27 protein-coding genes are annotated in these 23,478 nt (G+C 63.1%); 15 read left to right on the top strand and 12 right to left on the bottom strand.

From position 1 onward, the window contains the following. Positions 1 to 78 precede the first annotated feature (78 nt). Positions 79 to 1,476, bottom strand: coding sequence for an MmgE/PrpD family protein (locus JQ574_RS13795; RefSeq protein ID WP_212209151.1), 1,398 nt, complete (start codon positions 1,474 to 1,476; stop codon positions 79 to 81). Positions 1,477 to 1,507: 31 nt separating this feature from the next. Continuing rightward, positions 1,508 to 2,437, bottom strand: a complete 930-nt coding sequence (locus JQ574_RS13790; protein ID WP_283813850.1) for an NAD(P)-dependent oxidoreductase — start codon at positions 2,435 to 2,437, stop codon at positions 1,508 to 1,510. A 146-nt stretch (positions 2,438 to 2,583) separates the two neighbouring features. Between JQ574_RS13790 and JQ574_RS35690 the strand changes: the two genes are divergently transcribed. Then, positions 2,584 to 3,927: an MmgE/PrpD family protein gene (locus JQ574_RS35690; protein ID WP_212209153.1), complete on the top strand. Its 1,344-nt coding sequence runs from the start codon at positions 2,584 to 2,586 to the stop codon at positions 3,925 to 3,927. A 48-nt stretch (positions 3,928 to 3,975) separates the two neighbouring features. Next, a complete protein-coding gene (locus JQ574_RS13780; protein ID WP_192734580.1) occupies positions 3,976 to 4,353 on the top strand; it encodes a carboxymuconolactone decarboxylase family protein in 378 nt (125 codons plus the stop codon). Between the two features lie 396 nt (positions 4,354 to 4,749). Here JQ574_RS13780 and JQ574_RS13775 read toward each other — a convergent pair whose 3' ends face one another. Further along, a complete protein-coding gene (locus tag JQ574_RS13775; RefSeq protein WP_409363402.1) occupies positions 4,750 to 5,820 on the bottom strand; it encodes a YeiH family protein in 1,071 nt (356 codons plus the stop codon). Positions 5,821 to 5,947: 127 nt separating this feature from the next. Beyond that, positions 5,948 to 6,169 (bottom strand): hypothetical protein, encoded by a 222-nt coding sequence (locus JQ574_RS13770; protein WP_212209154.1) that lies wholly within the window; start codon positions 6,167 to 6,169, stop codon positions 5,948 to 5,950. A gap of 206 nt (positions 6,170 to 6,375) precedes the next feature. Here JQ574_RS13770 and JQ574_RS13765 point away from each other — a divergent pair, with 206 nt between their 5' ends. Next, positions 6,376 to 6,609: a hypothetical protein gene (locus tag JQ574_RS13765; protein WP_192740622.1), complete on the top strand. Its 234-nt coding sequence runs from the start codon at positions 6,376 to 6,378 to the stop codon at positions 6,607 to 6,609. Here the strand turns inward: JQ574_RS13765 and JQ574_RS13760 are convergent. From JQ574_RS13760 to JQ574_RS13750, 3 genes are all read right to left on the bottom strand, one after another. Beyond that, a complete protein-coding gene (locus JQ574_RS13760; protein WP_212209155.1) occupies positions 6,559 to 7,383 on the bottom strand; it encodes an SDR family NAD(P)-dependent oxidoreductase in 825 nt (274 codons plus the stop codon). The genes JQ574_RS13765 and JQ574_RS13760 overlap by 51 nt on opposite strands. A gap of 69 nt (positions 7,384 to 7,452) precedes the next feature. Beyond that, positions 7,453 to 8,361, bottom strand: a complete 909-nt coding sequence (locus JQ574_RS13755; protein WP_212209156.1) for a hypothetical protein — start codon at positions 8,359 to 8,361, stop codon at positions 7,453 to 7,455. A 118-nt stretch (positions 8,362 to 8,479) separates the two neighbouring features. Continuing rightward, a complete protein-coding gene (locus JQ574_RS13750) occupies positions 8,480 to 9,118 on the bottom strand; it encodes a TetR/AcrR family transcriptional regulator (protein WP_212209157.1) in 639 nt (212 codons plus the stop codon). 163 nt (positions 9,119 to 9,281) lie between these two features. Between JQ574_RS13750 and JQ574_RS13745 the strand changes: the two genes are divergently transcribed. Then, positions 9,282 to 9,491, top strand: coding sequence for a ferredoxin (locus tag JQ574_RS13745; protein WP_211997681.1), 210 nt, complete (start codon positions 9,282 to 9,284; stop codon positions 9,489 to 9,491). Between the two features lie 64 nt (positions 9,492 to 9,555). Continuing rightward, positions 9,556 to 10,779, top strand: a complete 1,224-nt coding sequence (locus JQ574_RS13740) for a cytochrome P450 (protein ID WP_212209158.1) — start codon at positions 9,556 to 9,558, stop codon at positions 10,777 to 10,779. 50 nt (positions 10,780 to 10,829) lie between these two features. Here JQ574_RS13740 and JQ574_RS13735 read toward each other — a convergent pair whose 3' ends face one another. Both JQ574_RS13735 and JQ574_RS13730 read right to left on the bottom strand, forming a co-directional pair. Beyond that, the gene (locus JQ574_RS13735; RefSeq protein WP_212209159.1) at positions 10,830 to 11,798 is read right to left on the bottom strand and encodes a tripartite tricarboxylate transporter substrate binding protein; all 969 of its coding nucleotides are present in this window, start codon (positions 11,796 to 11,798) and stop codon (positions 10,830 to 10,832) included. A gap of 81 nt (positions 11,799 to 11,879) precedes the next feature. Further along, positions 11,880 to 12,920, bottom strand: coding sequence for a LacI family DNA-binding transcriptional regulator (locus JQ574_RS13730; RefSeq protein WP_212209160.1), 1,041 nt, complete (start codon positions 12,918 to 12,920; stop codon positions 11,880 to 11,882). Positions 12,921 to 13,134: 214 nt separating this feature from the next. On the opposite strand from JQ574_RS13730, the gene JQ574_RS13725 reads away from it, so the two are divergent. The 7 genes from JQ574_RS13725 to JQ574_RS13695 all read left to right on the top strand — a co-directional run bounded on the left by JQ574_RS13725 (position 13,135) and on the right by JQ574_RS13695 (position 17,602). Beyond that, positions 13,135 to 13,932 (top strand): SDR family NAD(P)-dependent oxidoreductase, encoded by a 798-nt coding sequence (locus JQ574_RS13725; RefSeq protein ID WP_212209161.1) that lies wholly within the window; start codon positions 13,135 to 13,137, stop codon positions 13,930 to 13,932. A 63-nt stretch (positions 13,933 to 13,995) separates the two neighbouring features. Further along, the gene (locus tag JQ574_RS13720) at positions 13,996 to 14,529 is read left to right on the top strand and encodes a VOC family protein (protein ID WP_212209162.1); all 534 of its coding nucleotides are present in this window, start codon (positions 13,996 to 13,998) and stop codon (positions 14,527 to 14,529) included. A gap of 46 nt (positions 14,530 to 14,575) precedes the next feature. Beyond that, the gene (locus JQ574_RS13715; protein WP_212209163.1) at positions 14,576 to 15,133 is read left to right on the top strand and encodes a carboxymuconolactone decarboxylase family protein; all 558 of its coding nucleotides are present in this window, start codon (positions 14,576 to 14,578) and stop codon (positions 15,131 to 15,133) included. A gap of 111 nt (positions 15,134 to 15,244) precedes the next feature. Then, positions 15,245 to 15,670: a DOPA 4,5-dioxygenase family protein gene (locus tag JQ574_RS13710; RefSeq protein WP_212209164.1), complete on the top strand. Its 426-nt coding sequence runs from the start codon at positions 15,245 to 15,247 to the stop codon at positions 15,668 to 15,670. Positions 15,671 to 15,868: 198 nt separating this feature from the next. Next, on the top strand, positions 15,869 to 16,858 hold the full coding sequence (locus JQ574_RS13705) for a DUF2778 domain-containing protein (protein ID WP_249119321.1): 990 nt from the start codon (positions 15,869 to 15,871) through the stop codon (positions 16,856 to 16,858). Beyond that, positions 16,855 to 17,118 (top strand): hypothetical protein, encoded by a 264-nt coding sequence (locus tag JQ574_RS13700; protein ID WP_212209165.1) that lies wholly within the window; start codon positions 16,855 to 16,857, stop codon positions 17,116 to 17,118. The genes JQ574_RS13705 and JQ574_RS13700 overlap by 4 nt, the downstream gene beginning before the upstream one ends. A 91-nt stretch (positions 17,119 to 17,209) precedes the next feature. Further along, a complete protein-coding gene (locus tag JQ574_RS13695; RefSeq protein WP_212209166.1) occupies positions 17,210 to 17,602 on the top strand; it encodes a VOC family protein in 393 nt (130 codons plus the stop codon). 17 nt (positions 17,603 to 17,619) lie between these two features. Here the strand turns inward: JQ574_RS13695 and JQ574_RS13690 are convergent, their stop codons facing one another. Continuing rightward, positions 17,620 to 18,660 (bottom strand): 5-methyltetrahydropteroyltriglutamate--homocysteine methyltransferase, encoded by a 1,041-nt coding sequence (locus JQ574_RS13690; RefSeq protein WP_212209167.1) that lies wholly within the window; start codon positions 18,658 to 18,660, stop codon positions 17,620 to 17,622. 153 nt (positions 18,661 to 18,813) lie between these two features. After that, on the bottom strand, positions 18,814 to 19,056 hold the full coding sequence (locus JQ574_RS13685) for a hypothetical protein (RefSeq protein ID WP_212209168.1): 243 nt from the start codon (positions 19,054 to 19,056) through the stop codon (positions 18,814 to 18,816). A gap of 240 nt (positions 19,057 to 19,296) precedes the next feature. On the opposite strand from JQ574_RS13685, the gene JQ574_RS13680 reads away from it, so the two are divergent. From JQ574_RS13680 to JQ574_RS13670, 3 genes are all read left to right on the top strand, one after another. Further along, on the top strand, positions 19,297 to 19,770 hold the full coding sequence (locus JQ574_RS13680) for a MarR family winged helix-turn-helix transcriptional regulator (protein ID WP_212209169.1): 474 nt from the start codon (positions 19,297 to 19,299) through the stop codon (positions 19,768 to 19,770). Next, positions 19,767 to 20,543, top strand: coding sequence for an enoyl-CoA hydratase (locus JQ574_RS13675; RefSeq protein ID WP_212209170.1), 777 nt, complete (start codon positions 19,767 to 19,769; stop codon positions 20,541 to 20,543). Before JQ574_RS13680 ends, JQ574_RS13675 begins: the two co-directional genes overlap by 4 nt. 137 nt (positions 20,544 to 20,680) lie before the next feature. Further along, entirely contained in the window at positions 20,681 to 22,294 is a 1,614-nt protein-coding gene (locus JQ574_RS13670; protein ID WP_212383598.1) for a GMC family oxidoreductase, read from the top strand. Here the strand turns inward: JQ574_RS13670 and hemE are convergent. Beyond that, on the bottom strand, positions 22,291 to 23,337 hold the full coding sequence (gene hemE / locus JQ574_RS13665; RefSeq protein ID WP_212209172.1) for a uroporphyrinogen decarboxylase: 1,047 nt from the start codon (positions 23,335 to 23,337) through the stop codon (positions 22,291 to 22,293). The genes JQ574_RS13670 and hemE overlap by 4 nt on opposite strands. Positions 23,338 to 23,478: the final 141 nt, after the last annotated feature.

Raw genomic sequence — 23,478 nt, 5'->3', positions numbered from 1 at the left:
TGCCGGCCATCGCTGTGGCTGTTTTGGCCATTTCCGGTTTGAACATTTTGCTCCCCAGTTTCAGTTTGTCGTTATCGATCATGATGCCGGCCGCAGTCGCTGCCCGGACGGTTCAAGCCGACACCGGGCGGCGATGAGGCGGCTGTCCGGAAGCGATGTGCAGTTGCTCACCAGCTCTTCCAGATACAGCGCGGGCTTGTCGCCGATGACGCCGGAAGCAGCACGCCGAAAGCGGCTGCGGATTTCGTCCGGTGTGGCCGCGATCACGTTGTCGAGGCGGTGGTGGATGATCTTTCCATTGCGCAGGCCAACAAGGACCTCGGCGCCCTGGTTCGCGGGATATGCGGCGGAAAGATCAGGCGCGCTTTGCAGCTCGGTCCGCTCGACGAGGCGGAGTATCCTGGGATCGTCGATGTCAGCGTAGTTTTCTTCTTCGAGCGCGCCGCGCGTCAGCACGGCGGCGACGCTGAAGGGAATGCTCATCTTGGCCTGCAGCGCGTTGTGAAAGGGCCCTTTCGAATCGCAGCCGGGGTAACGGGCCGCGGCTTCCGGCACCCGAATGGCAACGGTCGCGATGTCGTCCGTTGATCCGAATTCGCGCGCGGCGCGCAGGGCTGCCTGCGCCGCGGTTTGCGCGAAATTGCAGGCGGGAGCCGGCTTGTTGTAGACGGCCATGATTTCCGGCTCGGCGCCGGTGAACAAACGGATATCGTCGGGGGCGGGCCGGCGGCCGAAGGCGGCGAACAATCCGGCTTCGCCCTCGAGAATCGTTTCCGAAGCGAGGGCGCCGGCCTCCGCCAATTCGATCGCCGCAATCGCGTTACGCGCTGCAAAGCCCGGGTGGAAATACATTTCGGAGCCGCCGGCGCGCGGCCATTCGTTCAGGCCGGCCGATGTGTTGGCGGCAATGGCAATGGCGCTGGTTGCGGCATTTTCGGTAAGGCCAAGGGCATAGCTTCCCGCTAACGCTGCGCCGAGTGGCGTCACAAGACCGGTCGGCCGGTAGAGGCGGGCGAGATCGGAGGTAAAGAGCGCGCGGCCGATCTGCGCGCCGGTCTCATAGCCGATGATTGCAGCAGCAAGCAAGGTCGCGCCTGATAGCGGCGTTCGTTCCGACAATGCGAGCAACGTCGGCCAGATCACCACGCCATGGTGGCAGATGCTGGCGGCGTGCATGTCCTCGCGCACCAGGCCGTGGCCCATGGTCGCGTTGGCCAAGGCCGCGTCGCCAGGCGATGTGCGCGTGTGGGAGCCGATGACAGTTGCGCCGTCTCCGACCTCGCGCGCGATGCCGATCGCCTGGCGGCTCCACGGGTGATTGCGCGCCTCGAATGCGCAGGAGAGAAAATCGAGGAGGCAGATTTTTGCCTTGGCGATGACTTCAGCGTCGAAACGGTCGGGGGCGACGGCAAGCGCGGTGCGCGTCAGCGCTCGCGCCAACGAAACCTCGCCTGGTCCGCTCGATCCGATCGTCATGGCCATCGCCCCTCGCGCCGGTGGCTCCGGTCTAGCCGCGCATTTCGACGCCGGCCCATTCCTCAAGCACTTTGGCGATCGAGGTGAAGTCGGATGACGCGCCATACTTGGCATTGGTAATCGCGAGCATCTGCCTGACGACCGAGCCGCAGACCATCGGAACGCCCATCGCTTCGGCTTCATCGACGCAAAGCCGGACGTCCTTGTAGGAGAGGCCGGTGGTGAATCCGAAATCGAAGGTGCCGGGAAGCACGGCGCGGGGGAATTTGTCTTCGGAGGCGCTGTTGCGCCCGCTGCTGGCGTTGATGATGTCGATCAGCACCTTGGCATTGACGCCGCCCTTGACGCCCATCGCCACCGCTTCGGAGGTAATCACCAGAGCCGCAGCCGCCATCAGATTGTTGGCGAGTTTCGCGGTCTGTGCGGTGCCCGGCTTGTCTCCGGTGTAAAACAGCTTTCCGAAATGTTTCAGGATCGGCTCAACCCGGTCATAGGTCGCCTTCGGGCAGGACACCATGACCGCGAGCGTGCCGTTCACCGCGCCCTTGATGCCGCCGCTGACAGGCGCATCGACCAGGGTCAGGTTCCTCGCTTCGAATCCCTTCGCGATCAACTTGGCTGCGCCGGGTCCGGTGGTGGACAGGTCGATCAGCACCGTGGCGCGGTTTCCGGCAACGATTCCATCGGGCCCCAGCGCAACCGCCTTGACGATATCAGGGGTAGGCAGACTGCAAAGCACGATATCCGCGCTCGATGCGACTTCGGCGGGTGATTTCGCAAGCCGTGCGCCGCGCGCAACCAGCGCCTTGGTCGCCTCGCTCTGCGAATCGTAAATGCACAGCGAGTAGCCGGCGTCGAGCAGGCGCCCGGCCATCGGTCCGCCCATGCGGCCCGTTCCGACAAAGCCGATTGTTTCCGCTGCCATGGTTCGCTCCCTGTCGCGCCGCAAGCCGGGGCGCATTCTTGTTCTTGCCGCGCCGGGGGTTCCCCGGTCGCGTTCGCCAAATTTCCAGATTGTCAGTCAATCTGTCAAGCATAAGATTCTTGTCGACAGGCGATGTCGCGCCGGAATAGGGTCGGAAAAACAAGGACCGAGGAATTCACTCAGTGCGGCAAGATGAAGCGCAAGGCGCCGGCACGACATTCGCCGATTTCGTTGCCGGCACGGTGTGGGTGGATGTCGCCGCCCAAAGTCACGAAGCGAAACGCTCGATCCTGAACTTCTTCGCGACCGCGCTCGGGTCGGCGAATGATCCCGCCGTCACTGCCGCGTTGCGCACGTTGTTGCCGTTCAGCGGGGCCGCGACATCCGCGGTCATCGGTCGTCCGGAACGGCTCGATGCGCTGGCTGCGTCGTTCGTCAACGCGGTTTCGGCCAATCTGCTCGATTTTGACGATACCCATCTGGACACCATCATTCATCCGGCGGCACCTGTTGCAGCACCGGTCCTGGCATTGGCGCAAGCGCGGGGATTTTCCGGGCAGGCTGTGCTCACGGCATTCATTCTCGGCGTGGAGGTCGAATGCCGCATCGGCAACGCGGTGTCCCCCGGCCATTATGCGCGCGGCTGGCACATCACCTCGACCTGCGGGGTATTCGGTGCGGCCGCAGCCTGCGCGAAGCTGCTCGGGCTTCCGGCGGACCAGGTTTCAAATGCGATCGGAATTGCCGCCAGCCAGTCAGCCGGAATCATCGAGAACCTCCCGAGCGCTGCCAAGAATGTCAGCGTCGGCAACGCGGCGCGCAACGGCCTGTTCGCAGCATTGCTTGCGGCCGAAGGCTATTCCGCATCGCCCCGGGCCATTGAGGGACCGCTCGGTTGGGCCCGCGCCATGGGCGACGAGCCTGATCTTGGGCGATTGACCGGCAGCCTCGGCAAAACCTGGGAGATCGCGAAGAACACCTACAAGCCCTATCCGGCGGGCATCGTGTTTCATGCCGTGATCGACGCCTGCTTCAAGTTGCGGGCAAAGCTGGGCGGGCGCATCGATGATATCGCCTCCATTACGGTGCAAGGCTCGGCGCTGCTGCTGGCACGCGGCGACCGGCCGGTTCGCAACGAACGCGACGCGCGGGTCAGCATCCATCACTGCGCCGCCTGCGCGCTGTTGCTGGGGGCGGCCGGCGTCACCGAGTTCGCGGACGCGACCGTATTTCGGCCCGACATCGTATCCGTGCGCCAGAAGGTGCGGGCTGAGCTCGACGCTTCGCTTCCGGATGGTGCTGCGCGTGTCATCATCCGATTGACGTCGGGTGAGACGCTCACCGAGATCGTGATGCAAGCGAAGGGTAGTCTTGCCGATCCGCTGTCGGATCGGGATATCGAGGCGAAACTGCGCGATTGCGCGCGGCTGGGCAGCACTGATTGGGATATAGATCGCATCATCGATGGTGTCTGGCGTCTCGACGAGCTTGCGGACGCCTCAAGCCTGATGGGGGCGCGCGGCTGAGCCGCGCCGCCTTGAAAAACAGTTCTCAAACAATGAAAGGAACCAACGATGACTGAGTTGTTCGACAAGGGCCTGAAGGTTCGCAAGGAAGTGCTCGGCGAGGATTACGTCAACAAATCCATTGCCGGCGCCGATGAATTCACCCGGACGATGGCGGAATGGTCGACCGAATTTTGCTGGGGCGCTCTGTGGACGCGGCCGGGTCTGGACCGTCGTACCCGCAGCATCGTCAATCTGGCCATGCTCGGTGCGCTGGGCCGTCCCCACGAACTGAAGCTGCACGTAAAAGGGGCCCTCGTGAACGGGCTTACAAAGGACGAGATCAAGGAGATCCTGCTTCAGGTCGCCGTCTATTGCGGCATCCCTTCGGGAATCGATGCCTTCCGAAACGCGCGGGAGGCGTTCAAGGAAGTGGAAGAGCAATGACGCAGCCGTCGGGGCAATCATAAGGGGCAAGAGATCATGTCGCGGTCTGCCGTTCGGGTACCGCGGCATCCTCAGCGCCGAGTGGGTATGATTTCCGCGGAGTCCCGACGGTTCTTGCGCCAACGAGTCGCGCATTGTGATCAGGGCTTGCTTTTGGATGCGACAAGCTCAGGCATCAGGGACTTTGAGCCTTCGAGAAATAGCCTGACGGCGTCAACGACGACGTCATCGAGGTGCGTCGGCGTCGGAGTCTGATAGACGAAACGCCGGATGGCTATGTAGAATGCGGCCATGCAAGGACATCGTGACGCTGGTTGTGACCGCAGGCGGCGATATCGATCGGCTGTTGCACAATTGGGCGGAATGAGAGCGGCGTAGGCCACACTGACGGTTCGCTCATCTGAAGAAATGCACAAGTCCGATGCTCAGGCCGAGCAGCAGGAGCAGCGACAGCGTGACCGCGGCGGTGACCCTTCCGCCGACCGTTGAGAGAACGCGCACATCGACACCAAGCCCGAGGGCGGCCATCGACAGCACGGTGAGGATACCAGCGGTTTTGGTCACCGGCGCGACCGCGATGTCAGGTACGAGCTGAAGCGAGCGCAGCGCGGCGAGCACCAGAAAGCCGATGATGAACCACGGCACCAGCTTGAACGGGCTGATCGCAACCGCCCTGGTCGCGTCGGCATGGCGCTTGCGGCGGTGCGCGGCGACGAGCGAGAGCCCGACCACGATCGGCCCCAGCATCAGCACGCGCACCAGTTTCACCAGCGTGCCGATCTGCGTGGCGACGATACCGGCGGGGACGGTCGCCGCCAGCACCTGCGGAACGGCATAGACGGTAAGGCCCGCCAGAATGCCGTATTGCGTCGCGGACAGCGCGAGCAACGGGATCAGGAGCGGCAGGCCCAGCACCATCAGGACGCCGAGGATCGCGGTGAAGGAGATCGACGAGGCGACATCGTCGCCATCGGCGCCGATCACGGGCGCCACCGCGGCGATTGCCGAATTGCCGCAGATCGAATTGCCGCAGGCGATCAGGATCGACATTTTGGTCGGCAGGCCGAGCATCCGGCTGAGGCCGTAGCTGACAGCCAGCATGATGATGACGGTAGCGACGATCGCTGCGACCAAAAGGTAGCCGGACGCCACGATCGCGGCAAAGCTGACGGAAGCGCCGAGTAACATGACGGCGACCTCGAGCAGCTGTTTGGCGCTGAAGGCAATGCCGGAGCGCCAGCGCTCGGAGGGGTGCCAGGCAGTGCGAATCGCCATCCCGAGCAGGATCGCGATGACGAGCGCTTCGACATAGGGGTGGGCGAAGATGTGCTCTTCGACCAGTTGGGCGCCAAGCGAAACGGCGGTGATCGCGCCGCAAACTGCGATGCCGGGAATGAGGGCCAGGCTGCGGCCGAGCGCGCCTGGTTCCGACCTTATCCCGTCCGTCTCGTGGTCTTGTTGCGGCACATGCCCCCCGTTTTGGAGAACAGTTTATGCGCCGGCCTGCTCGGCTTCACCAATAAATTTTCGATTTAGCGAGGCGGGGAGAGTATTTTTCTTCTCGCTTCAACCGGGGCGGGCGTATCGCGTGCCCCTAGAGCAACCCGAACAGGCCCTGTGCCCACGCCACGGCCTGCCCGAAGCTGAAAGCGCCCGGTTCGAAGTACATCGCGCGCGCCAGCACGATGACGCCAACCAGCCCCCAGAACAGCCCGACACCGGCCGATTTCAGCCAGCTCGGCGCACGCTCCGGCGCGGCCGCCGAATCGGCGGTCGGGACCAGTTCTCCAAAGGGATCGAAGGCGGGCGAGCTCATGGCGGCTTCCATTGAACGAGCCCCTAATGTCGCCCAGTTCGGCCCGGAAGCAAGGGTAGCGGTATGCAATCTGCGGCCAGAACGTGGAAGCCCCTTTCCCGCTGCCGTTCCGGGGTAGGTTTTTCTTCTCCTGGCCTCCAATTCATGCCGCTTGACCCGGCCGTATTCCCAGCCACACTGGTGCGAATCCGAAACAGGAGCCGCCCATGGTATTTCTCATTACCGCGCTCGATACATCGGGAACCGTGACCTTGCGGCGGGAGTCGGTGTTGGCCGCGATGAAAAAGGCCGACGAACTGATATCGGACGGCTGCTGGGACGTCGAAATCGTGACGCCTGACGGCGCCACCTACCATTCCGGCGAATTTGACCAGTTGAGAGAGCGGGTGTCAGGCCGCCCAGCACTGCCCGGCGCCGTCGACGCGCAGCACCTGTCCTGAGACGAACGCCCCCATCGGGCCAGCGAACATTTCGACGACGCGCGCGACTTCATCGACGGTGGCGATGCGGTCGAGCGTGCCGGTTTCGACCAGACGATTTTGGTCGACCGCGCGCGTGCCCATGAAGCGGCCGGTGCGGGTGTCGCCCGGCGCGATGCAGTTCACATTGATGTCGTAGGCGCGCAGCTGGTCGGCGAGGCAGCGCGTGTAATGCGTCATGCCGGCCTTGGCGACGGCGTAGATCGAGCCTTTGGTGCGGCCCTTGAAGGCCGCGACCGAACCGACGGTGACGATGCGGCCCTGGCGCCGTTTCATCATCTCCTGCGCTACCGCCTGGCAGGTCAGGATCGTGCTGAGCAGGTTGCGATCCAGCACCGCGCGCACGTCCTCTTCCTTGATCGTGATGGCGTCGTTCGGATCCGGCTTGCCGCCCTTGGCGGCGATGTCGCCGCCGGCATTGTGGACAAGGATATCGATCGGCCCCAGTTCGCGCGTCGTGGTCTCGACCACGCGGGCGATGTCGACGCCTTGCGTGAGATCACCGAGCACGCGAACGGTGCGTACGCCATGCGCCTTGGCGACATCTTCCGCGACTGCGGTCAGCGTCGATCCCTCGCCATATTCGGCCGGTCCGTTCTCGCGCATGCCGTGGATCGCGACGTTGGCGCCCATCGCAGCCAGTTTTTCCGCGAAAGCGCGGCCGAGCCCGCGGCCCGCGCCGGTGACCAATGCAACCTTGCCTTCGAGCGTCCGTGCGCCGTCGCTGGATGTCATGATGTCTTCTCCTGGATGTGAATGTGTCAGTGTGATCGGGGGCGGCATCCGCGGGTGCCGGAACGCGCCTTAATTCTTGATCGCATAGAGCGGCGTCCTCACCGTCAGCTGATAGGACGGCTTCGGCGTCCAGGCGATCTGCGCGGTGACGCCGAACAGGCGGTTGTCGTCGTCGTCCATGCGGTCGAGATCGAGCCGTACGATCGGCTGGGTGAAGGCCGGGAACGGCGTGAGATTGAGAAGCTGCGCGCCGCCGAACGATTGCACGCCGAAGCGGCCGGTCAGCTTCCAGTTGTTGTCCCACTGATAGTAGCCGCCGAGATAGCCGACATAGCCAGGCTTCACTTCAGCGAATATGGAATCGACGATGATCTTTGTGTATTGCGCGCCGGCGAGCAGTCCCCGCGTTTCGTCCGGGTTCAGCGCGTAGCCGAATTCGAGGATCGTATTGTAGGAGGTCGTGGCCAATGGCGCGTCGGAAATCGATCGCGATGCGTTGCTTTGTATCGTCACCGTTGGAAACATGCCGCCGTTTTGCTGATAGAGGTCGGCCTGAAATCCGACGGTAAAACCGTAGATATCGAACGACGACCAGGGCAGGCTGCCCGATTGGGACGAAGCGCCGCTGACGCCACCATAGACCGACAGCCAATCGTTGACATCGACCGTCACGGGAATGTCGAGGTTGATGCTTCGGCTGGCCGGGGAGGACAAGGTCCCGAGCGATGTCAGGTTCGACAGCGTCGACAATAGTGGCGGCGCGTTGAAGCCGATCGAGAGCGTACCTGCCGGCAGGGTGGTGTAGATCGTCCGCAAGTCGAGATAGATGTTCGGCAATACCGGCTTCGGCTTGGCCGGCTCATCTTCATCCTCGCCATTGTCCTTGCCAGACGCGAGCCCGGACCAGCAAAGCGACAGCAATATCCCGAGTGCCAGCCGCAGGCCGGTTCGCGCCGGCCGGGTGTGCGCAAATCTCATTTTCAATCGAACTTGCACCGGCCCACTCGCATCCAGGGCAGCCGCTTTTCCGGCAACAGCTACGCAAGCCCCATGATAACGGATTTGCGGACGCCGCACCATGAGGACCGGGTGAGCCTTATCGGCCGTTCTTATCCGCCGCCTTGATGGCCACCGCCAGCGCCAGTTTGGTCTGCTCGACGATATCTTCGACCAGTTCTTCCCGGCTGACATTGGCAAGTTGGCCGGTGAGAAGTCCCTGTTCGGCCAGCATGACCACGCCGTGCAGCGCGGCCCAGATTTGCAGGGCGCTGCGTTCGCGCAGCAATCCGACCGCGGGCGCTTCGAGGGATTCCAGCAGCAGCTCGAAGGTTTCCATCGCGGCGACGTGCAGCTCGCTGCCCTTGGGTGCGCATGCCATGATCCGTGAGGCGAACATCAGGCGGTAGACGCCGTTGCGGCGTAGACCGAAATCCAATGTGGCTTGCGCCAGGCGCGAAAGTTTCGAACGCCTGGAGGGTTTTCCGATCGACTCGCGCAGGATGGCGTTGAACTGGCGGAAGGCTTCGGCCGTTACCGCCGTGAGCAGGCTCTCGCGGTCGGCAAAATGCTTGTAGGGAGCCGGCTGCGAGACGCCGAGCCTCTTGGCCAGCGCACTGATGCTGATCGCTTCGGGGCCGCCGAGTTCCACTTCCCCGAGCGCGGCCTGAACCAGGGCATCGCGGAGATCCCCATGGTGATAGGTGTTGAGCGCTTTACGTGCGGGGCGAGGCGGCATTCAGTGTAATGATCTATAACTTTCCGCTTGACAGCACAATCGCGACGATAATGTAATAGGATATAACTTGAAGAGGCGGACCGGCCGCGGCCGGCAGCGCCCAAATCAACATGAGGAAATGCGACGCGCCACTCGAGCGCGCGCGGCTTGAAGGAGCGCTCGCATGTCGGGAAAGCTGAAGATCCGCGTCGACCAGGACAAATGTCAGGGACACGCACGCTGCAAGTCGCTGGCGCCGGAACTGTTCGAGCTCGACGAATTCGGCAATGCCCATGAAGTCGGCGACGGTTCGGTCCCCGCGGGCATGGAAGACAAGGCCTGGCTCGCCCAGACCAATTGCCCCGAAATCGCGATCGAAGTGCAGGAAGAATAGCGGCGATAGTCCGGTCCTGAAATCAAGCTCGTCCTGAACGAACCAAGCAAAAGGAATTTGCGCGATGTCCGATTCCGTCAGCATGATGCCCGAACATCCTCCGGTCACCGACTGGGTCAACGATTTCGATCATACCGATCCGCGCTGGACCGAGAATCCGTTTCCGATCTGGGACGAGTTGCGCAGCGAATGCCCTGTCGTGCACACCAAGCGTTTCCTTGGCTGCTATCTGCCAACCACCTATCAAGCGGTGAAGGAGATCGCCTACGACACCGAGCATTTCTCCTCGCGGCGCGTCATCGTGCGCGACGTGCGGCCGGAAGTGCAGCGCAACGCCGCGCCTCCGATCACGTCAGATCCGCCCGAGCACAAGCCCGCCAAGCAATTGCTGCTGCCGCCGTTCACGCCGGACGCGATGACGAAACTGGAGCCGCGGGTCCGCGCCATCTGCAACGAGCTGATCGACGAATTCATCGAAGACGGTCAATGCGACGCCGCGGCGCGCTACACCAAGCATGTTCCGGTGCGCGCCATCGCCCACATGCTCGGCATTCCCGAGAAGGATGGCGATCTCTTCGTCAAATGGATCCACATGATCCTCGAGCTCAGCATCAAGAACGAGAGCATGCTGGTGCAGGCGGTGCAGGAGATGACCGCGTATTTCACCGGCCATATCGAGCATCGCAAGGCGCATCCGACCGACGATCTGATCTCGACCCTGATGAAGGCCAAGGACAAGGACGGCAATCCGCTGGAAGATTCCCAGGTGCTGGGTTCGCTGCGCCTGCTGCTGATTGCCGGCATCGACACCACCTGGAGCGCGATCGGCTCATCGCTGTGGCATCTGGCGAATACGCCCGCGGACCGCGACCGGCTGATCGCGGAGCCCGAATTGATGCCGAGCGCGATCGAGGAGTTTCTGCGGGCCTATTCGCCGGTCACGATGGCGCGCGAAGTGATGAAGGAAACCACCATCAGCGGCTGCCCGGTTAAGCCGGGCAACATGGTGCTGCTGTCGTTCCCGGCGGCCAACCGCGATCCCGCGATGTTCCCCGATGCCGACAAGGTGGTGATCGACCGCAAGGAAAACCGCCATGCCGCGTTCGGTCTCGGCATCCACCGCTGCGTCGGCTCCAACCTCGCGCGCATGGAAATGACGGTCGCGATCGAGGAATGGCTGAAGCGGATTCCGGATTTCAAGCTCGATCCGGCCGGCAAGGTCACCTGGTCGGAAGGCACGGTGCGTGGCCCGCGCCAGCTTCCGGTGCTGTTCGGCAAGAAAAACTGAACCTGCTTCGGGCGCGGCGTGCCGGCAATTCGGCCGGATCGCCCGCGCGTTCACTTGATCTCGATTTTGGCTTCTCTGGCGACCACCTTCCAGGCCTCGATGTCGCGCAAATTGATGTCGCGCTGCCGGTCTCCAGGGATGAAGTCCGCGGTGACGCCGAGCGCGAGCAGCCTTTCGGTCATGTCCACTTCGGCGATCGACTCCTGCAGTGCTGCTGAAAGCTTCTTCGCGGCGATGTCGGGAATGCCGGTGGGCGCGTACATGACCCAGGACAGGCTGCGCTCAAAATCGATCCCCTGGTCCTTGTAGCTTGCGACTTCAGGCAGGCTTGGCGAGCGATCCCCGCACGTGCCCAGCGCCTTTAATTTCCCATCCTTCACCAGCGGCGTCGCCGTCGCCATGTCCAGCGTGCCGAGCGAGATGTGGCCACCGATCATGTCATTGGCAAGCTTGGCCGCGCCGCTGAACGGGACGTGTTCGAGCTTGATGCCGGCCTTCTGCGACAGGATCTCCGCGCAGAAATGTCCGGTCGAGCCGACGCCCCAAGTGCCGTACTGGATCTGGTCGCCCTTTTTCGCCATCGCGATCAGGCCGCGCAGGTCGTTGGCCGGAAAATTCTTCGAGGCCACCACCAGGATCGCCGACGTTCCGATGCGGCCGATGACCGCGAAATCCTTGATCGGGTCATAGGACAGGTTCGCATAGGACGCGGGCGCAAGGACGTGGGTGGTCATGCCGCCGATCATGATGGTGTAACCGTCCGCCGGTGAGGTCGCGACCATCTGCGTGCCGATGGTGCCGGCCGCCCCCGTGCGGTTTTCGACGAAAATGGTCTGCCCCAGGCGCTTGCCCATCTTGTCGGCCAGCAGCCGGCCGATCACGTCACCGCCGCCACCGGCCGCGAACGGCAGCAGCATCTTGATTTTTCTGGAGGGGTAGTCCGACGCATCTTCGGCTCGTGCCGCACAAATGGCCAATACGAACGTCAGCAATGTCAGCAGCATTACGCGGAACTTCATACGCAACTCCCTTGGGTTTCCCGGTGTTTTCTTTTTTTGATGGTCGCCAGAACAGGTAGGTAGGCAGGGTAGATTCTCAAATCATTTGGCGCGCGGCTCAGCGCAGGAATGTCGAAGGATGAATCGGGTCGGCAGATAAATCGGCCTCGTGTCCTGGGCCTGATCGCCGTCGCGCACCCGCTCAAGCAGGGTTTTTGCGGCGATCCTGCCGATTTCGCTCAAGTCCCATGTCAGCGTGCTGATTGCCGGCGTCGCGTGCCGGGCCAGATCCGTGTCGCCGATACACACCAGCGAGATGTCGCTCGGATAGCGAATGCCGTTGCTGGCGAACGCGTCCATCACGCTTGCGAGCATATGCGTTCCCAGCGTGATAACAGCGGTGGGCGGCGCAGGACCCTGCAGCAACTGGCAGACGTCGCTGAAGGCGATGCCCGAGCCGTGCACCTGGGGGCGCACGAGATCGAGATCGACATCAAGTCCGGATTCAATATGCGCCTGCCGATATCCGGCTACCCGCTCCGTACTCGGCAGCACCGCCGCAGGCCCGGTCAGCAGTGCGATACGGCGATGGCCGAGGCCGATGAGATAGCGCGTCACCTCAAAGCCGCCGCCGCGATGATCGGCGCGCACCGACGGCGCGCCCGGCACCTCGCGGTCGATCCCGACACAGGGCAGGTCGAGCGTGGCCAGCGCGCTGGTGAAATCCTTGTGAGTGTTGTCTCCGGCGAACAGCAGCAATCCATCCATCCGCCGCCGGCGCACCGCGGATATGAAAGCGGTCTCGCGTTCCTCGGCGTGCCGGGTTGCGCCGAGCATCAGGACGTAGCCGGCGCGTTGCAATTCCTCTTCCGCGGCGTTGACCATCTCGCTGTAGAGCGGGTTGGAGATATCCGAGACCATGCAGCCGATCGTGTTGCTCGCGCGCGAGCGCAGCGCCTGCGCGGCGGAATGTGGCTCGAACCCGAGTCGGTCCACCACGCGCATGATCCGGGCGTGCAGTTCAGGACTCGTATGCGGCTCGCGGTTCAACACCCGGCTGACGCTAGAGACCGACACGCCGGCTTGCGCGGCGACATCGCGGATGGTCGGGCGCAGGGATGGAGTCGGCTGGGTTCTGGCCATCGGTCCTGCGTGCCCGCTGTCTCGTCCTAAGCGCCCGGATTCGTTTGGATTCGAACTCTGGCAGATCAAAATCGACGTGTTACTGGAAACGTTATTTGAGGTACTTTACCTATTAATATTGACATCAATGGAAACATCAAGCTCAATCGTGGAAACGTTTCCAAGAACAGCGCCCGGCCGGGCTGGGAGGATTTGGCGTGAACGGGCGGAGCGCATGAAACGGCGGGTCGAAGGCAAGGTCGCGCTGGTGACCGGCGCCGCCAATGGGATCGGGCGCGGCGCGGTCATCGTGTTGGCGCGCGAGGGCGCGAAGATCGTCGCGACCGATCTGCAGGACGAGAACGGCGAGCGCCTGCTAAGCGAATTGCGATCGGCCGGATGCGCGGCGGAATACTTCCATCACGACGTGACCAGCGAGGAAGACTGGCAGTCGGTGATAACGAGGACGAAGGCGCGGTTCGGCCGGCTCGACGTTCTCGTCAACAACGCCGGGATCGGTCTCTCCAGTCCGGTCGTCGGCATGTCGCTTGCCGATTGGCGCCGGCAGGTTGCCGTCAACCTCGATGGCGTCTTCCTCGGCGTCAAAACCGCGCTTCCGCTGATGCGCGCAGGCGGTGGCGGCAGCATCATCAATGTTTCCTCGATCGCGGGAATCAAAGCCTCGCCAAACGTGTCCGGCTATTGCGCGACCAAGGGCGGCGTCCGTCTGTTCACAAAATCCGTCGCGCTGGAATGCGCCGCTGCCAAGGACGGCGTGCGGGTCAACTCGCTTCACCCCGGCATCACCGAAACCGCGATCTGGGATACGCTGATCGGCACCGCCGAGGCAGGCTCGAATTCGGGACCGCCGCGCGGGCCGACACTGGACAAGCTGACCGAACGCGCGGTGCCGCTCGGGTTCAAGGCGATGCCGGAAGATATCGCCAATGGCATTCTGTGGCTCGCCAGCGACGAGAGCCGCTACGTCACGGGCACCGAGCTCGTGATCGACGGCGGCCGTTCGATCGGCTGACGGGAAATGATGCCGCGGCGGTCCGCAATAGGCGGACTAAGGTCCGCGGCAACGGAGGTAAACATGAGTCGCATTTTTGGCGCCGTCTGTCAGAACGGATATGTGGTGCGTGACATCCACGCCGCGATGGATCACTGGATCAACGTGATGGGCGTCGGGCCCTGGTTCTATATCGACCGGGTCAAGACCGACTATTTCCGTCACCGCGGTGCCGAGTCCGGCGTGGAGATGAGCATCGCGCTCGCCAATTCCGGCGATCTTCAGATCGAGTTGATCCAGCAACGGAATGACGCGCCTTCCATGTACAAGGAGTTTCTCGATTCCGAGCGCGAAGGAATGCAGCACATGTCGTACTGGACGAGGGAATATCAGGCGCTCTACGACCGCGCGTTGTCGCTGGGCTACAAGGTCGGGCACGAGGGCCAGATCGGCGGCGAGCAGGGCCGCTTCTGCTATTTCGATACGGAATCCCATCCCGGCACCGTGATCGAGATCTCCGATATCAGCGGCGGAAAGGGACGCTTCTTTGAGCACATCAAGCAGATCGCGGCCGCCTGGGACGGCTCCGATCCGATCCGTGACGTCAGACCTCGCTGATCCCCGGTCAACGTCGAAAGAAAAACAGCAAGCGCAGGAGACGCACATGGCCAGACTACCCCTGATCGATCCGGAGAAGACCAGCGGCGACATGCGCACGGCTTTCGACCGGATGCCGGTCAAGCTCAACATCTTCCGGATGCTGGCGCATGCCGAGACCAACTTCATTCCGGCGATGCGGTTCGCCAACTCCATCCTGCATAAGCAGAAGCTCAGCCACGTCAATCGCGAGTTGCTGATCCTGCAGGCCGCGCAGCGGGAAGGCGGCGCCTATGAGTGGCGCCAGCATGTCCCGATCGCGCTCGGCGTCGGTGTCACGCAGCCGCAGATCGACTGCCTCGAACAAGGCAATTACGTCGACGCCGCGTTCAATGCAGCCGAACAGGCGCTGCTGGCGTTCGGTCGGGAAGTGGTCGACAATGTGCGTGTGCCTGAGCCGGTATTTGGCGGGATGCGCGCGCATTTCTCCGAGCAGGAGATCGTCGAATCGATCATGACGATCGGCTTCTACATGATGATGGCGCGCCTCACCGAGGCGACCGAAACCGACCTCGATCCCGCCGCCGGGATGACCGTCTTCGAAGGCGGCAAACGGCGCAGCTGAAGTCAGCGCAAATGCCGCTGCCGGAAAGGTGAGCATCTGCCGATTGACCCTCCCGCCGCTTGAGGCGATGGTTGCTGCTGTATTTGATTGGCAGGAAACGGAGCGGTCGCGATGAGCGAGTTGCCGGAGAAGGATGGTCCGCGACCTCTGAGCGAGATCGCCAGCTACCATGCCCATATCTATTACGATCCGGCGGCGACGCGGGGCGAGGCCGAGCAGTTGCGCGGCTGGATTGGCGAGCGCTTTTCGGTGACGATCGGCCGCTGGCACGACGTCAAGGTCGGTCCCCACGATCAGGCGATGTATCAGGTGGCCTTTGCCAAAGAGGTGTTCCCTGAACTGGTGCCCTGGCTGATGCTCAATCATGGCAGGCTGAGCGTTCTGGTCCATCCGAACACGACGAATCCGCGCCGCGACCATCTTGCCGATCCGATCTGGATCGGGCCCCCGCTATCAGTGCATGCGGACAAGCTGCCGGACCATTCCGAGCTGGAACAGGCGCCGGCGCCGAATACCAGCCCGACGATCCGGCCCTGAGCATGCCTCCATTATTGTCACACCCGGAACCGGCGGCTGTTTACCAAGATTGCCCGGGTCGCGGCGAATTCGATGGATGACCCTAGCCGCGGTCCGGTGTCTCGATTATGCCTTACTTTGAATTGCATTATATTTGGGCTTATTCGGTGAATCCCTTGCGGAATCAGGTCTGATTCCGAAGCGCCGAGCCGGGGACGGATGGATTACAGGACCACGAGCACGACCGGGCCTGCTTTGAGCCGCGGTTTTCCATTGGTCGGCAAGGCCGCCTTGGCCGCTGCCTTGCTCGTGGTGACGTCGGCGCTGGCCGCCTGGTCGATGAATGTTGATCTCGTTGCCTGGCTACGAAATCCGCAAGCCGCCAACAGCGCCGGTACATTCTCGTTCGATGACAGGTTCGGATCGGGATCGGCGCGCAACGCGTCGTCGATCAGGTATCCCTCGCGTCCCGTCTTCCGTCCGGCGCGAACGGATTTCGACGCCGAGTTCGGTCACATCGAAAGCCAGCTGGCCGAGCTATTGCCGGACACGCAGGTCGACCAGCCCGCAGCGCCAGCCGGACCTGCGATTCCGCTGCCGAGGTCGCGGCCGGCCGAAGCCAGTCTGGCGCTACGGGTTGATCCGCCGCCGCCTCCGCCGGCGCGGTCGGACGACCGGACCATGTTCCAGAAGCTGGCCGATATGGTGCCGATGCGCTTTACGCTGGCGTCGCTAACGCCGGGCGACGGCTTGTTCGTCAAGAAGCCGGATCTCAGCGCGCTCGGTTATGACAGCACGACCGCCGTCTACGACATCTCGGCGCGGACCGTTTATATGCCGAACGGCGTCAAGCTCGAGGCGCATTCAGGCCTCGGCGGCCTGATGGATAACCCAGCCTCGGTCGCCATGCGCATGGTCGGGGCGACGCCGCCGAACGTCTATGATCTGAAACCGCGAGAGAAGCTGTTTCATGGTGTCGCGGCGCTTCGCATGACGCCGGTGGGGGATGCCGACACGCTCGGACGAACCGGATTGCTGGTGCACTCCTATCTGCTCGGGCCCAATGGCGATTCCAACGGCTGCGTCTCGATCAAGGAATACGACAAGTTCCTGCAGGCCTATCGAAACGGGCAGGTCAAGCGCCTCGTCGTGGTGCCGAGCCTGAACGAGGGACTGACCGCGTCGCGGCGTTCGACGTCGCCATCATGACTGCGAACAACGTCTCCAATTCCGACACGCCGCTGCGGGCCACGTTCAAGATCAGTTTGAACGGCAAGACGGTATCGATCGGTACCGTCGGCCAGGCCTATCAGTTTATCACCAATCTCAGCTCGGTCGAATGGATCGAGTTCAAGTCGTTGCACGCCGATGCGGTCCGTACGCTGCAAGGCGCCGCTGAAGATGCGATGCTGACGGTGCAGGCGACCGCCGCATTGCGCGCGCTGTTCGTCCGCGCCAAGCTGCTTTGACGATGTAGTCCCATAAGAGCTATCATTTTCGTTGGGCCGTCTCGCGGCGTGGCCAGTCATTTCAGATCGATTTTTCAAGGATGGCAGCTGCATGAGTCTGGGTGACATTCGCAATCTCGACTACACCATTCTGCTGTGTTCGAAAATGCAGGAGACCAAGCAGTTCTATCTCGACGTGATGGGCTTTCCGCTCGCTCACGACAGTGAGAACTGGGTCAGCTTTCAGGTCGGCTCCGCGCTGCTCACCTTGAGGCCGCGCGGTCCCTGGGCTGCGTGGCACGATGGTCCGTTTCCCCCCGGCTCGGCCGCGGTCCAGCTCGCCTTCCGGGTTGCGCCGCATCTGATCGATTCCTGTTATGCGACGTTGCAATCCAGGGGGGTGACAATCCTGAGCCCGCCCCGGGATATACCGAGCTGGCACCATCGCGCGCTGTTCTTCCGCGACCCCGAGGATAACGTCATCGAACTTTACGCCGAGGTTTGAGTGCGAGGGCAAGCGCCCTAGCTGATTTCATTGCGTACGATCGCAGCCGCCTCGCACATCGCCTTCAGCTTTCCGAATGCGACGTGGCGCGTCATGTATTTCATGCCGCAATCGGGCGCCACCACCAGACGTTCGGCCGCGACATGCTTGAGGCCGTTGCGGATGCGATCGGCGACGATGGTGGCGGTCTCGATCTCGGGATTACCCAGATCAAGCACGCCCAGCATGATCTTCTTCGATGAGAGATCCTTGAGTACGCCGAGATCGAGCTTCGGTTGCGCGGCCTCGATCGATATCTGTTCGGCGCTGGTGTCGGCGAGTTCGGCGAGGAACGAATAACCCGCCGGCTTGGTCGAACCCGGCACGACCGCGGCATAGCCGAAGCACAGATGCACGACCGTCGGCACAGTGATGCCGGCCAATGCGCGGTTGATGGCCTTGACGGCATAGCGCCTTGCGAGGTCCGGATTGTTGCGCACCCAGGGCTCGTCGAGCTGGATCACGTCGGCGCCGGCCTTTTGCAGATCCAGCGCTTCGGCGTTGACGGCCTCCGCAAACGCCATCGCGAGTTCTTCGTCGTCCTTGTAGAACTCGTTCCTGGCTTGCTGGCTCATCGTGAACGGGCCGGGCAGGGTGATCTTGGCCGCGCGGTCGGTATTCCTGCGCAGGAATTCCATGTCGTGGAGCTCGACCGGGCCCTTGCGCTTCACCGGGCCAACCACGCGCGGCACCGGCGTCTGTTGCCCGCTGCGCGAGGTGATCATGTCAGGCTTTTCGTCGTCGATGCCGTCGAGCGCGGTCGCAAACCGGTTGGAATAGCTTTCGCGGCGGATTTCGCCGTCGGTGACGATGTCGATGCCGGCGCGCTCCATGTCGCGGATAGCCACGATGGTGGCGTCGTCCTGCGCTTCCTGCAGATGCTCCGGCGGCAGCCGCCACATCGCATGCATGCGCGTGCGCGGCACCACCTTCGACAACATCGCACGGTCCACCAGCCATTCCGGCTGCGGATAGCTTCCGACCACGGTGGTCGGCAGCAAATGCGTTGGCAGGTTCATCACGGTATCCTTGCTCTTGTTGCTATCGTCGACGGCGTTTTCAGGCGAAGCGGCGTGAAGAAAGCGCGTCAAAACATCTGGTCATCGATCGACACGCGGCCGCTGCCGTCGCGTTCGGCGAACGTTTGGGACAGAGTTGCGGAGGCGGGGGCTCTACTTCGCCGTTTTCGCGATCTTGTGTTCGAGGTGACCGGTTTCGTAATCCCGGCGAAGCTGGCTCAGCGAGGTCTCGTTGAGCTGAAGCAAGACGTCGCTCAGCTTCTCGGTTGCCGGATAACCGGCGGCGAATCCCTGTCCGTAAATCTTGCGAAACGTGCCAACCAGCGTGGCGCCGTGCTTGTGGCTGATTTCGCCATCGTGGTTGCGGTGGCGATTGTCGAGGCTTGCCTTGCTCATGCCGCTCTCCCTTTGCCCAGGGTCGACAGCATCCTCCCGCCGGGACCAAAGGGCAACCAATCACTTGGCCGCTCTCCTGGACCGCTCCATTGGGCGGGGCCGCGCCTTGGGACCGGTTGGTACGCAGTCGAGCAGGAATTCCGGGTGGAAGCGGGCGCCTTCTTCGCCGGCGCGGGCCGGCCGCGCAACCTCGCTCGGTGCCGAGGGTGCGACATCACATTCTTCGGGTAGATATTTCGCATGCGAACTAAATTCCCAGGAGCGCGTCCGCAAGTGACCTCCCGCCCGGACCGCCGGCTGGTCTTCCTGCTCAACGTCGCGCAGCGGCGGCTGCAGCGATGGGTCGCCACGAAGACAGAGAGGAACGGGGTGACGGCCGCGCAATCCGGCTTGCTCTTTATCCTCGGTCAACACGACGGGGCCCTGATGGGCGAGGCGGGTGCGGCGCTGGACCTCGGTCCGCCCGGCATCAGCGGCCTGGTGGACCGGATGACGGCGGCTCGCCTGATCGAGCGGCGCGCCGATCCGGATGACGGCCGCGCGTGGCGGCTTTGGCTGACGCCGGTCGGGCGCGTGGCACTGGCACAATCGAAGGCCGGGCTTGCCGAAATCAACGCACGCCTCGCCGAGGGATTCACCGACGCCGAAATCGAAATCGTCGCGCGCTGGCTCACCAGTTTTCAAACCAGGTTTCCAAGAGGAGAAGTGCAGTGACCGAACACATCAAAATCGAAAACGACGGCGGCATTCTGATTCTGACGATGGCGCGACCCGACAAGAAGAACGCGCTGACAAACGCGATGTACGGCGCGCTGGCGGACGCGATCCAGGGTGCGGAGACCGATCCCGCCGTCCGCGTGGTCCTGATCCGGGGCGAAGGCGACATGTTCACTGCCGGCAACGACGTCGGCGAGTTCGCGGCGATTGCCACCGGCCAGATGCAGGGCGAGCGCCACGTCAGCCGCTTCCTGAAATCGCTCGCACAATCCAGCCGCCCGCTGGTTGCCGCGGTCCACGGACGCGCCGTCGGCGTCGGGACCACGATGCTGCTGCATTGCGATCTCGTGGTGCTGGCCGAAAACGCGCTGCTTTCAACGCCGTTCGTCAATCTGGCACTGGTGCCGGAAGCCGCCTCCAGCCTGCTGATGCCGCTTCGGATCGGTTATGCGCGCGCCTTTGAGATGTTTGCGCTTGGTGAGGCCGTGAATGCTGCCTCCGCGCTTGCGTGGGGCATTGCCAACCGCGTCGTGCCGCTCGACCGGCTCGATGCCGAGGCAAAGGCGCTTGCGGGACGTCTCGCCAGGCAACCGGCCGGTGCCGTCAGCACGACCAAGCGGCTGATGCGCAATCCCGAGATGTTGATGGCGCAGATACTGGCAGAGAGTGAACGGTTCGCGGAACGGTTGAAGACGATGGAGGCGCGCGAAGCCTTCACGGCATTCGCCGAGCGCCGCCCGCCGGATTTCTCAAAGCTTGCGGCAACTTGACCCTATCGGACGCCCCCGCTACCTGTTTTCCATGGCTGGCATCCTGTGTGGCGATGCACCCGAACGGTGCATCGCCCGTGATCATCCCACATCGTTGCATAGGGAGGAGGGACGCCGGATAGTGCCCGGGGGAACCAATGAACAATAATAACGACGCTTCCGAATTCGATTACGTCATCGTCGGTGCCGGCTCGGCCGGCTGCGTGCTCGCCAACCGGCTGAGCGCGGACGGCAAGCATTCGGTGTTGTTGCTGGAGGCCGGACCAAAGGACAGCAATCTCTGGATCCACGTGCCGCTCGGCTACGGCAAGCTGTTCAAGGAAAAATCCCTCAACTGGATGTACCAGACCGAGCCCGAGCCGGGCTTGAACGGCCGGCAGGTGTTTCAGCCGCGCGGCAAGGTGCTGGGCGGATCGAGCTCGATCAACGGCCTGCTGTATGTGCGCGGCCAGCACGAGGACTATGATCGCTGGCGCCAGCGCGGCAATGCCGGCTGGGGCTATGACGACGTGCTGCCCTATTTCAAGAAGGCCGAAAATCAACAACGCGGCGGCGACAAGTATCACGGTTCCGGCGGTCCGCTGCCGGTGTCGGACTGGCGGCATCACGATCCCTTGTCGGAAGCTTTCGTTGTCGCAGCCGCTGAAGTCGGCATCCCGACCAATCCGGATTTTAACGGCGCGACCCAGGAAGGCGCGGGATTCTTCCAGACCACGACGCGGCGCGGCCGCCGCGCCAGTTCGGCGTTCTCCTATCTTCGCCCCGCGAAGAACCGCAGCAATCTGCACATCGAAACCTCGGCGCTGGCGCAGCGCATTTTGTTCGAAGGCCGCCGCGCCAAAGCGGTCGAGTACAAGCAGGAAGGCCGCGTGCGCATTGCACGGGCGCGCAAGGAAATCCTGGTTTCCAGCGGCGCATATAATTCGCCGCAATTGCTGCAGCTCTCCGGCGTCGGCCCCGCCGACCTCCTGAAGAGCCACGGCATCGAAGTGGTGCTCGACGCGCAAGGTGTCGGCAACGATCTGCAGGATCATTTGCAGGTCCGCCTGGTGACGCGTTGCGCCCAATCCATCACGCTGAACGACATCGTCAACAACCCGGTTCGGCGAGTGATGGCCGGTCTGCAATATGCGGCGTTCCGCAAGGGCGCGCTGACGATCGCGGCCGGCACCTCGGGCGCGTTCTTCAAGACCAGTCCCCGTTTGGCCTCGCCCGATATCCAGATTCACTTCCTGCCGTTCTCGACCGACAAGATGGGCGAGAAGCTGCATGCGCAATCGGGCTTCACGGCCTCGGTATGCCAGCTGCGTCCCGAAAGCCGCGGCTCGCTGCGCATCAAGAGCGCGGACCCGAGCGTGGCGCCGGAAATCCGTATCAATTATCTCGCGACCGAAACCGACCGCCGCGCCTTCATCGACGGCATCAGGATATTGCGCAAGATTCTCGCGGCGCCGGCGCTCAAGCCATTTGCGGTCGGCGAGGTCGATCCCGGCCCGAAAGTCGCGAGCGACGACGAGTTGCTGGATTTCTGCCGCCGCACCGGCAGCACGGTCTATCATCCGACCTCGACCTGCCGGATGGGCAACGATCCGCTGGCCGTGGTCGATCAGCGCTTGCGCGTGCGCGGCATCGAGGGCCTGCGCGTGGTCGATGCCTCCATCATGCCGGACCTGATGTCCGGCAATACCAACGCGCCGACCATCATGATCGCCGAAAAAGCCTCGGATATGATTTTAGAGGATGCGCGCTAGCCCTTATACGCCCGCACCCGCTTGATCATCTGCTCGACATGCGCGATTGGCGTTTCTGGCTGGATGCCGTGGCCGAGATTGAAGATCAGCCGGCCGCTGGCGTAATTCGCCAGCACGTCGTCGACCGCGCGATCGAGCGCCGCACCGCCGGCGATCAGCGCCAGCGGATCGAGATTGCCCTGCACGGCGACGCGGTTCTGAACGCGCTCGCGGATCAATGACGGCTCGGCCGCCCAGTCGATGCTGACGGCATTGACGGCGGTCGCTTCGACGTAAGCGGGCAGCATTGCACCTGCGCCGCGGGGAAAGCCGATGATCTTGGCATCGGGCACTTGCGCGCGCACGCCCGCGACGATGCGTTTGGCCGGCTCGATCGACCAGCGCTGGAATTCGCGCGGCGGCAGCACGCCGGCCCAGGTGTCGAAAATCTGCAGCACGTCGGCGCCGGCCTTGAGCTGGCCGAGCAGATACTGGATCGAATTCTCGACCAGCACGTCGATGATCTTCGAAAACGCCTGGGGATGGCGATAGGCCATCATCCGGGCCGGCGCCTGGTCCGGCGTGCCCTGGCCTGCGACCATGTAGGTCGCCACCGTCCACGGCGCGCCGCAGAAGCCGATCAGCGCGATGTTGGGGTCAAGCTCGCGGCGAACGCGGCGCAGCGCTTCATACACCGGTTCAAGTTTGCTGAAGTCGGCCTGCGTGGCCAGGCTCGTCACTTGCTCCGGCGTATCCAGGGGATCGAGCCGCGGGCCTTCGCCGGCCTCGAAGCGTACGGAACGGCCGAGCGCGTAGGGGATGACGAGAATGTCGGAAAAGATGATCGCGGCATCGAAGTTGAAACGGCGGATCGGCTGCAGCGTCACCTCGGCGGCGTATTCCGGCGTGAAGCACAGATCGAGAAAGCCGCCGGCCTTGGCGCGCAGCTCGCGATACTCGGGCAGATAACGCCCGGCCTGCCGCATCATCCAGACCGGCGGCACCGGCTGACGGTGGCCGGACAATACGTCGAGAAACGGTTTGATTGTTGGAGAGGAGGTCAAACGTTGGTTCCAGCCATGTATCGGGTAAGAGACGCCGTTCCTGATACACGCCAGTTGAGGCTTGGCCAAGCGTTTGATGGCTATCGCTATTCAATCGATGGTTATCGAGAAGCGCCGGATTCCCCAATCCGGTTCAACCTT

Origin of the sequence: Bradyrhizobium sp. AUGA SZCCT0158 (assembly GCF_018130065.1) — a bacterium.
In the GTDB taxonomy this organism is placed as follows: domain Bacteria; phylum Pseudomonadota; class Alphaproteobacteria; order Rhizobiales; family Xanthobacteraceae; genus Bradyrhizobium.
Note: the sequence above shows the minus strand (reverse complement) of the source record. Positions and strands in the feature narration are given on the sequence as shown.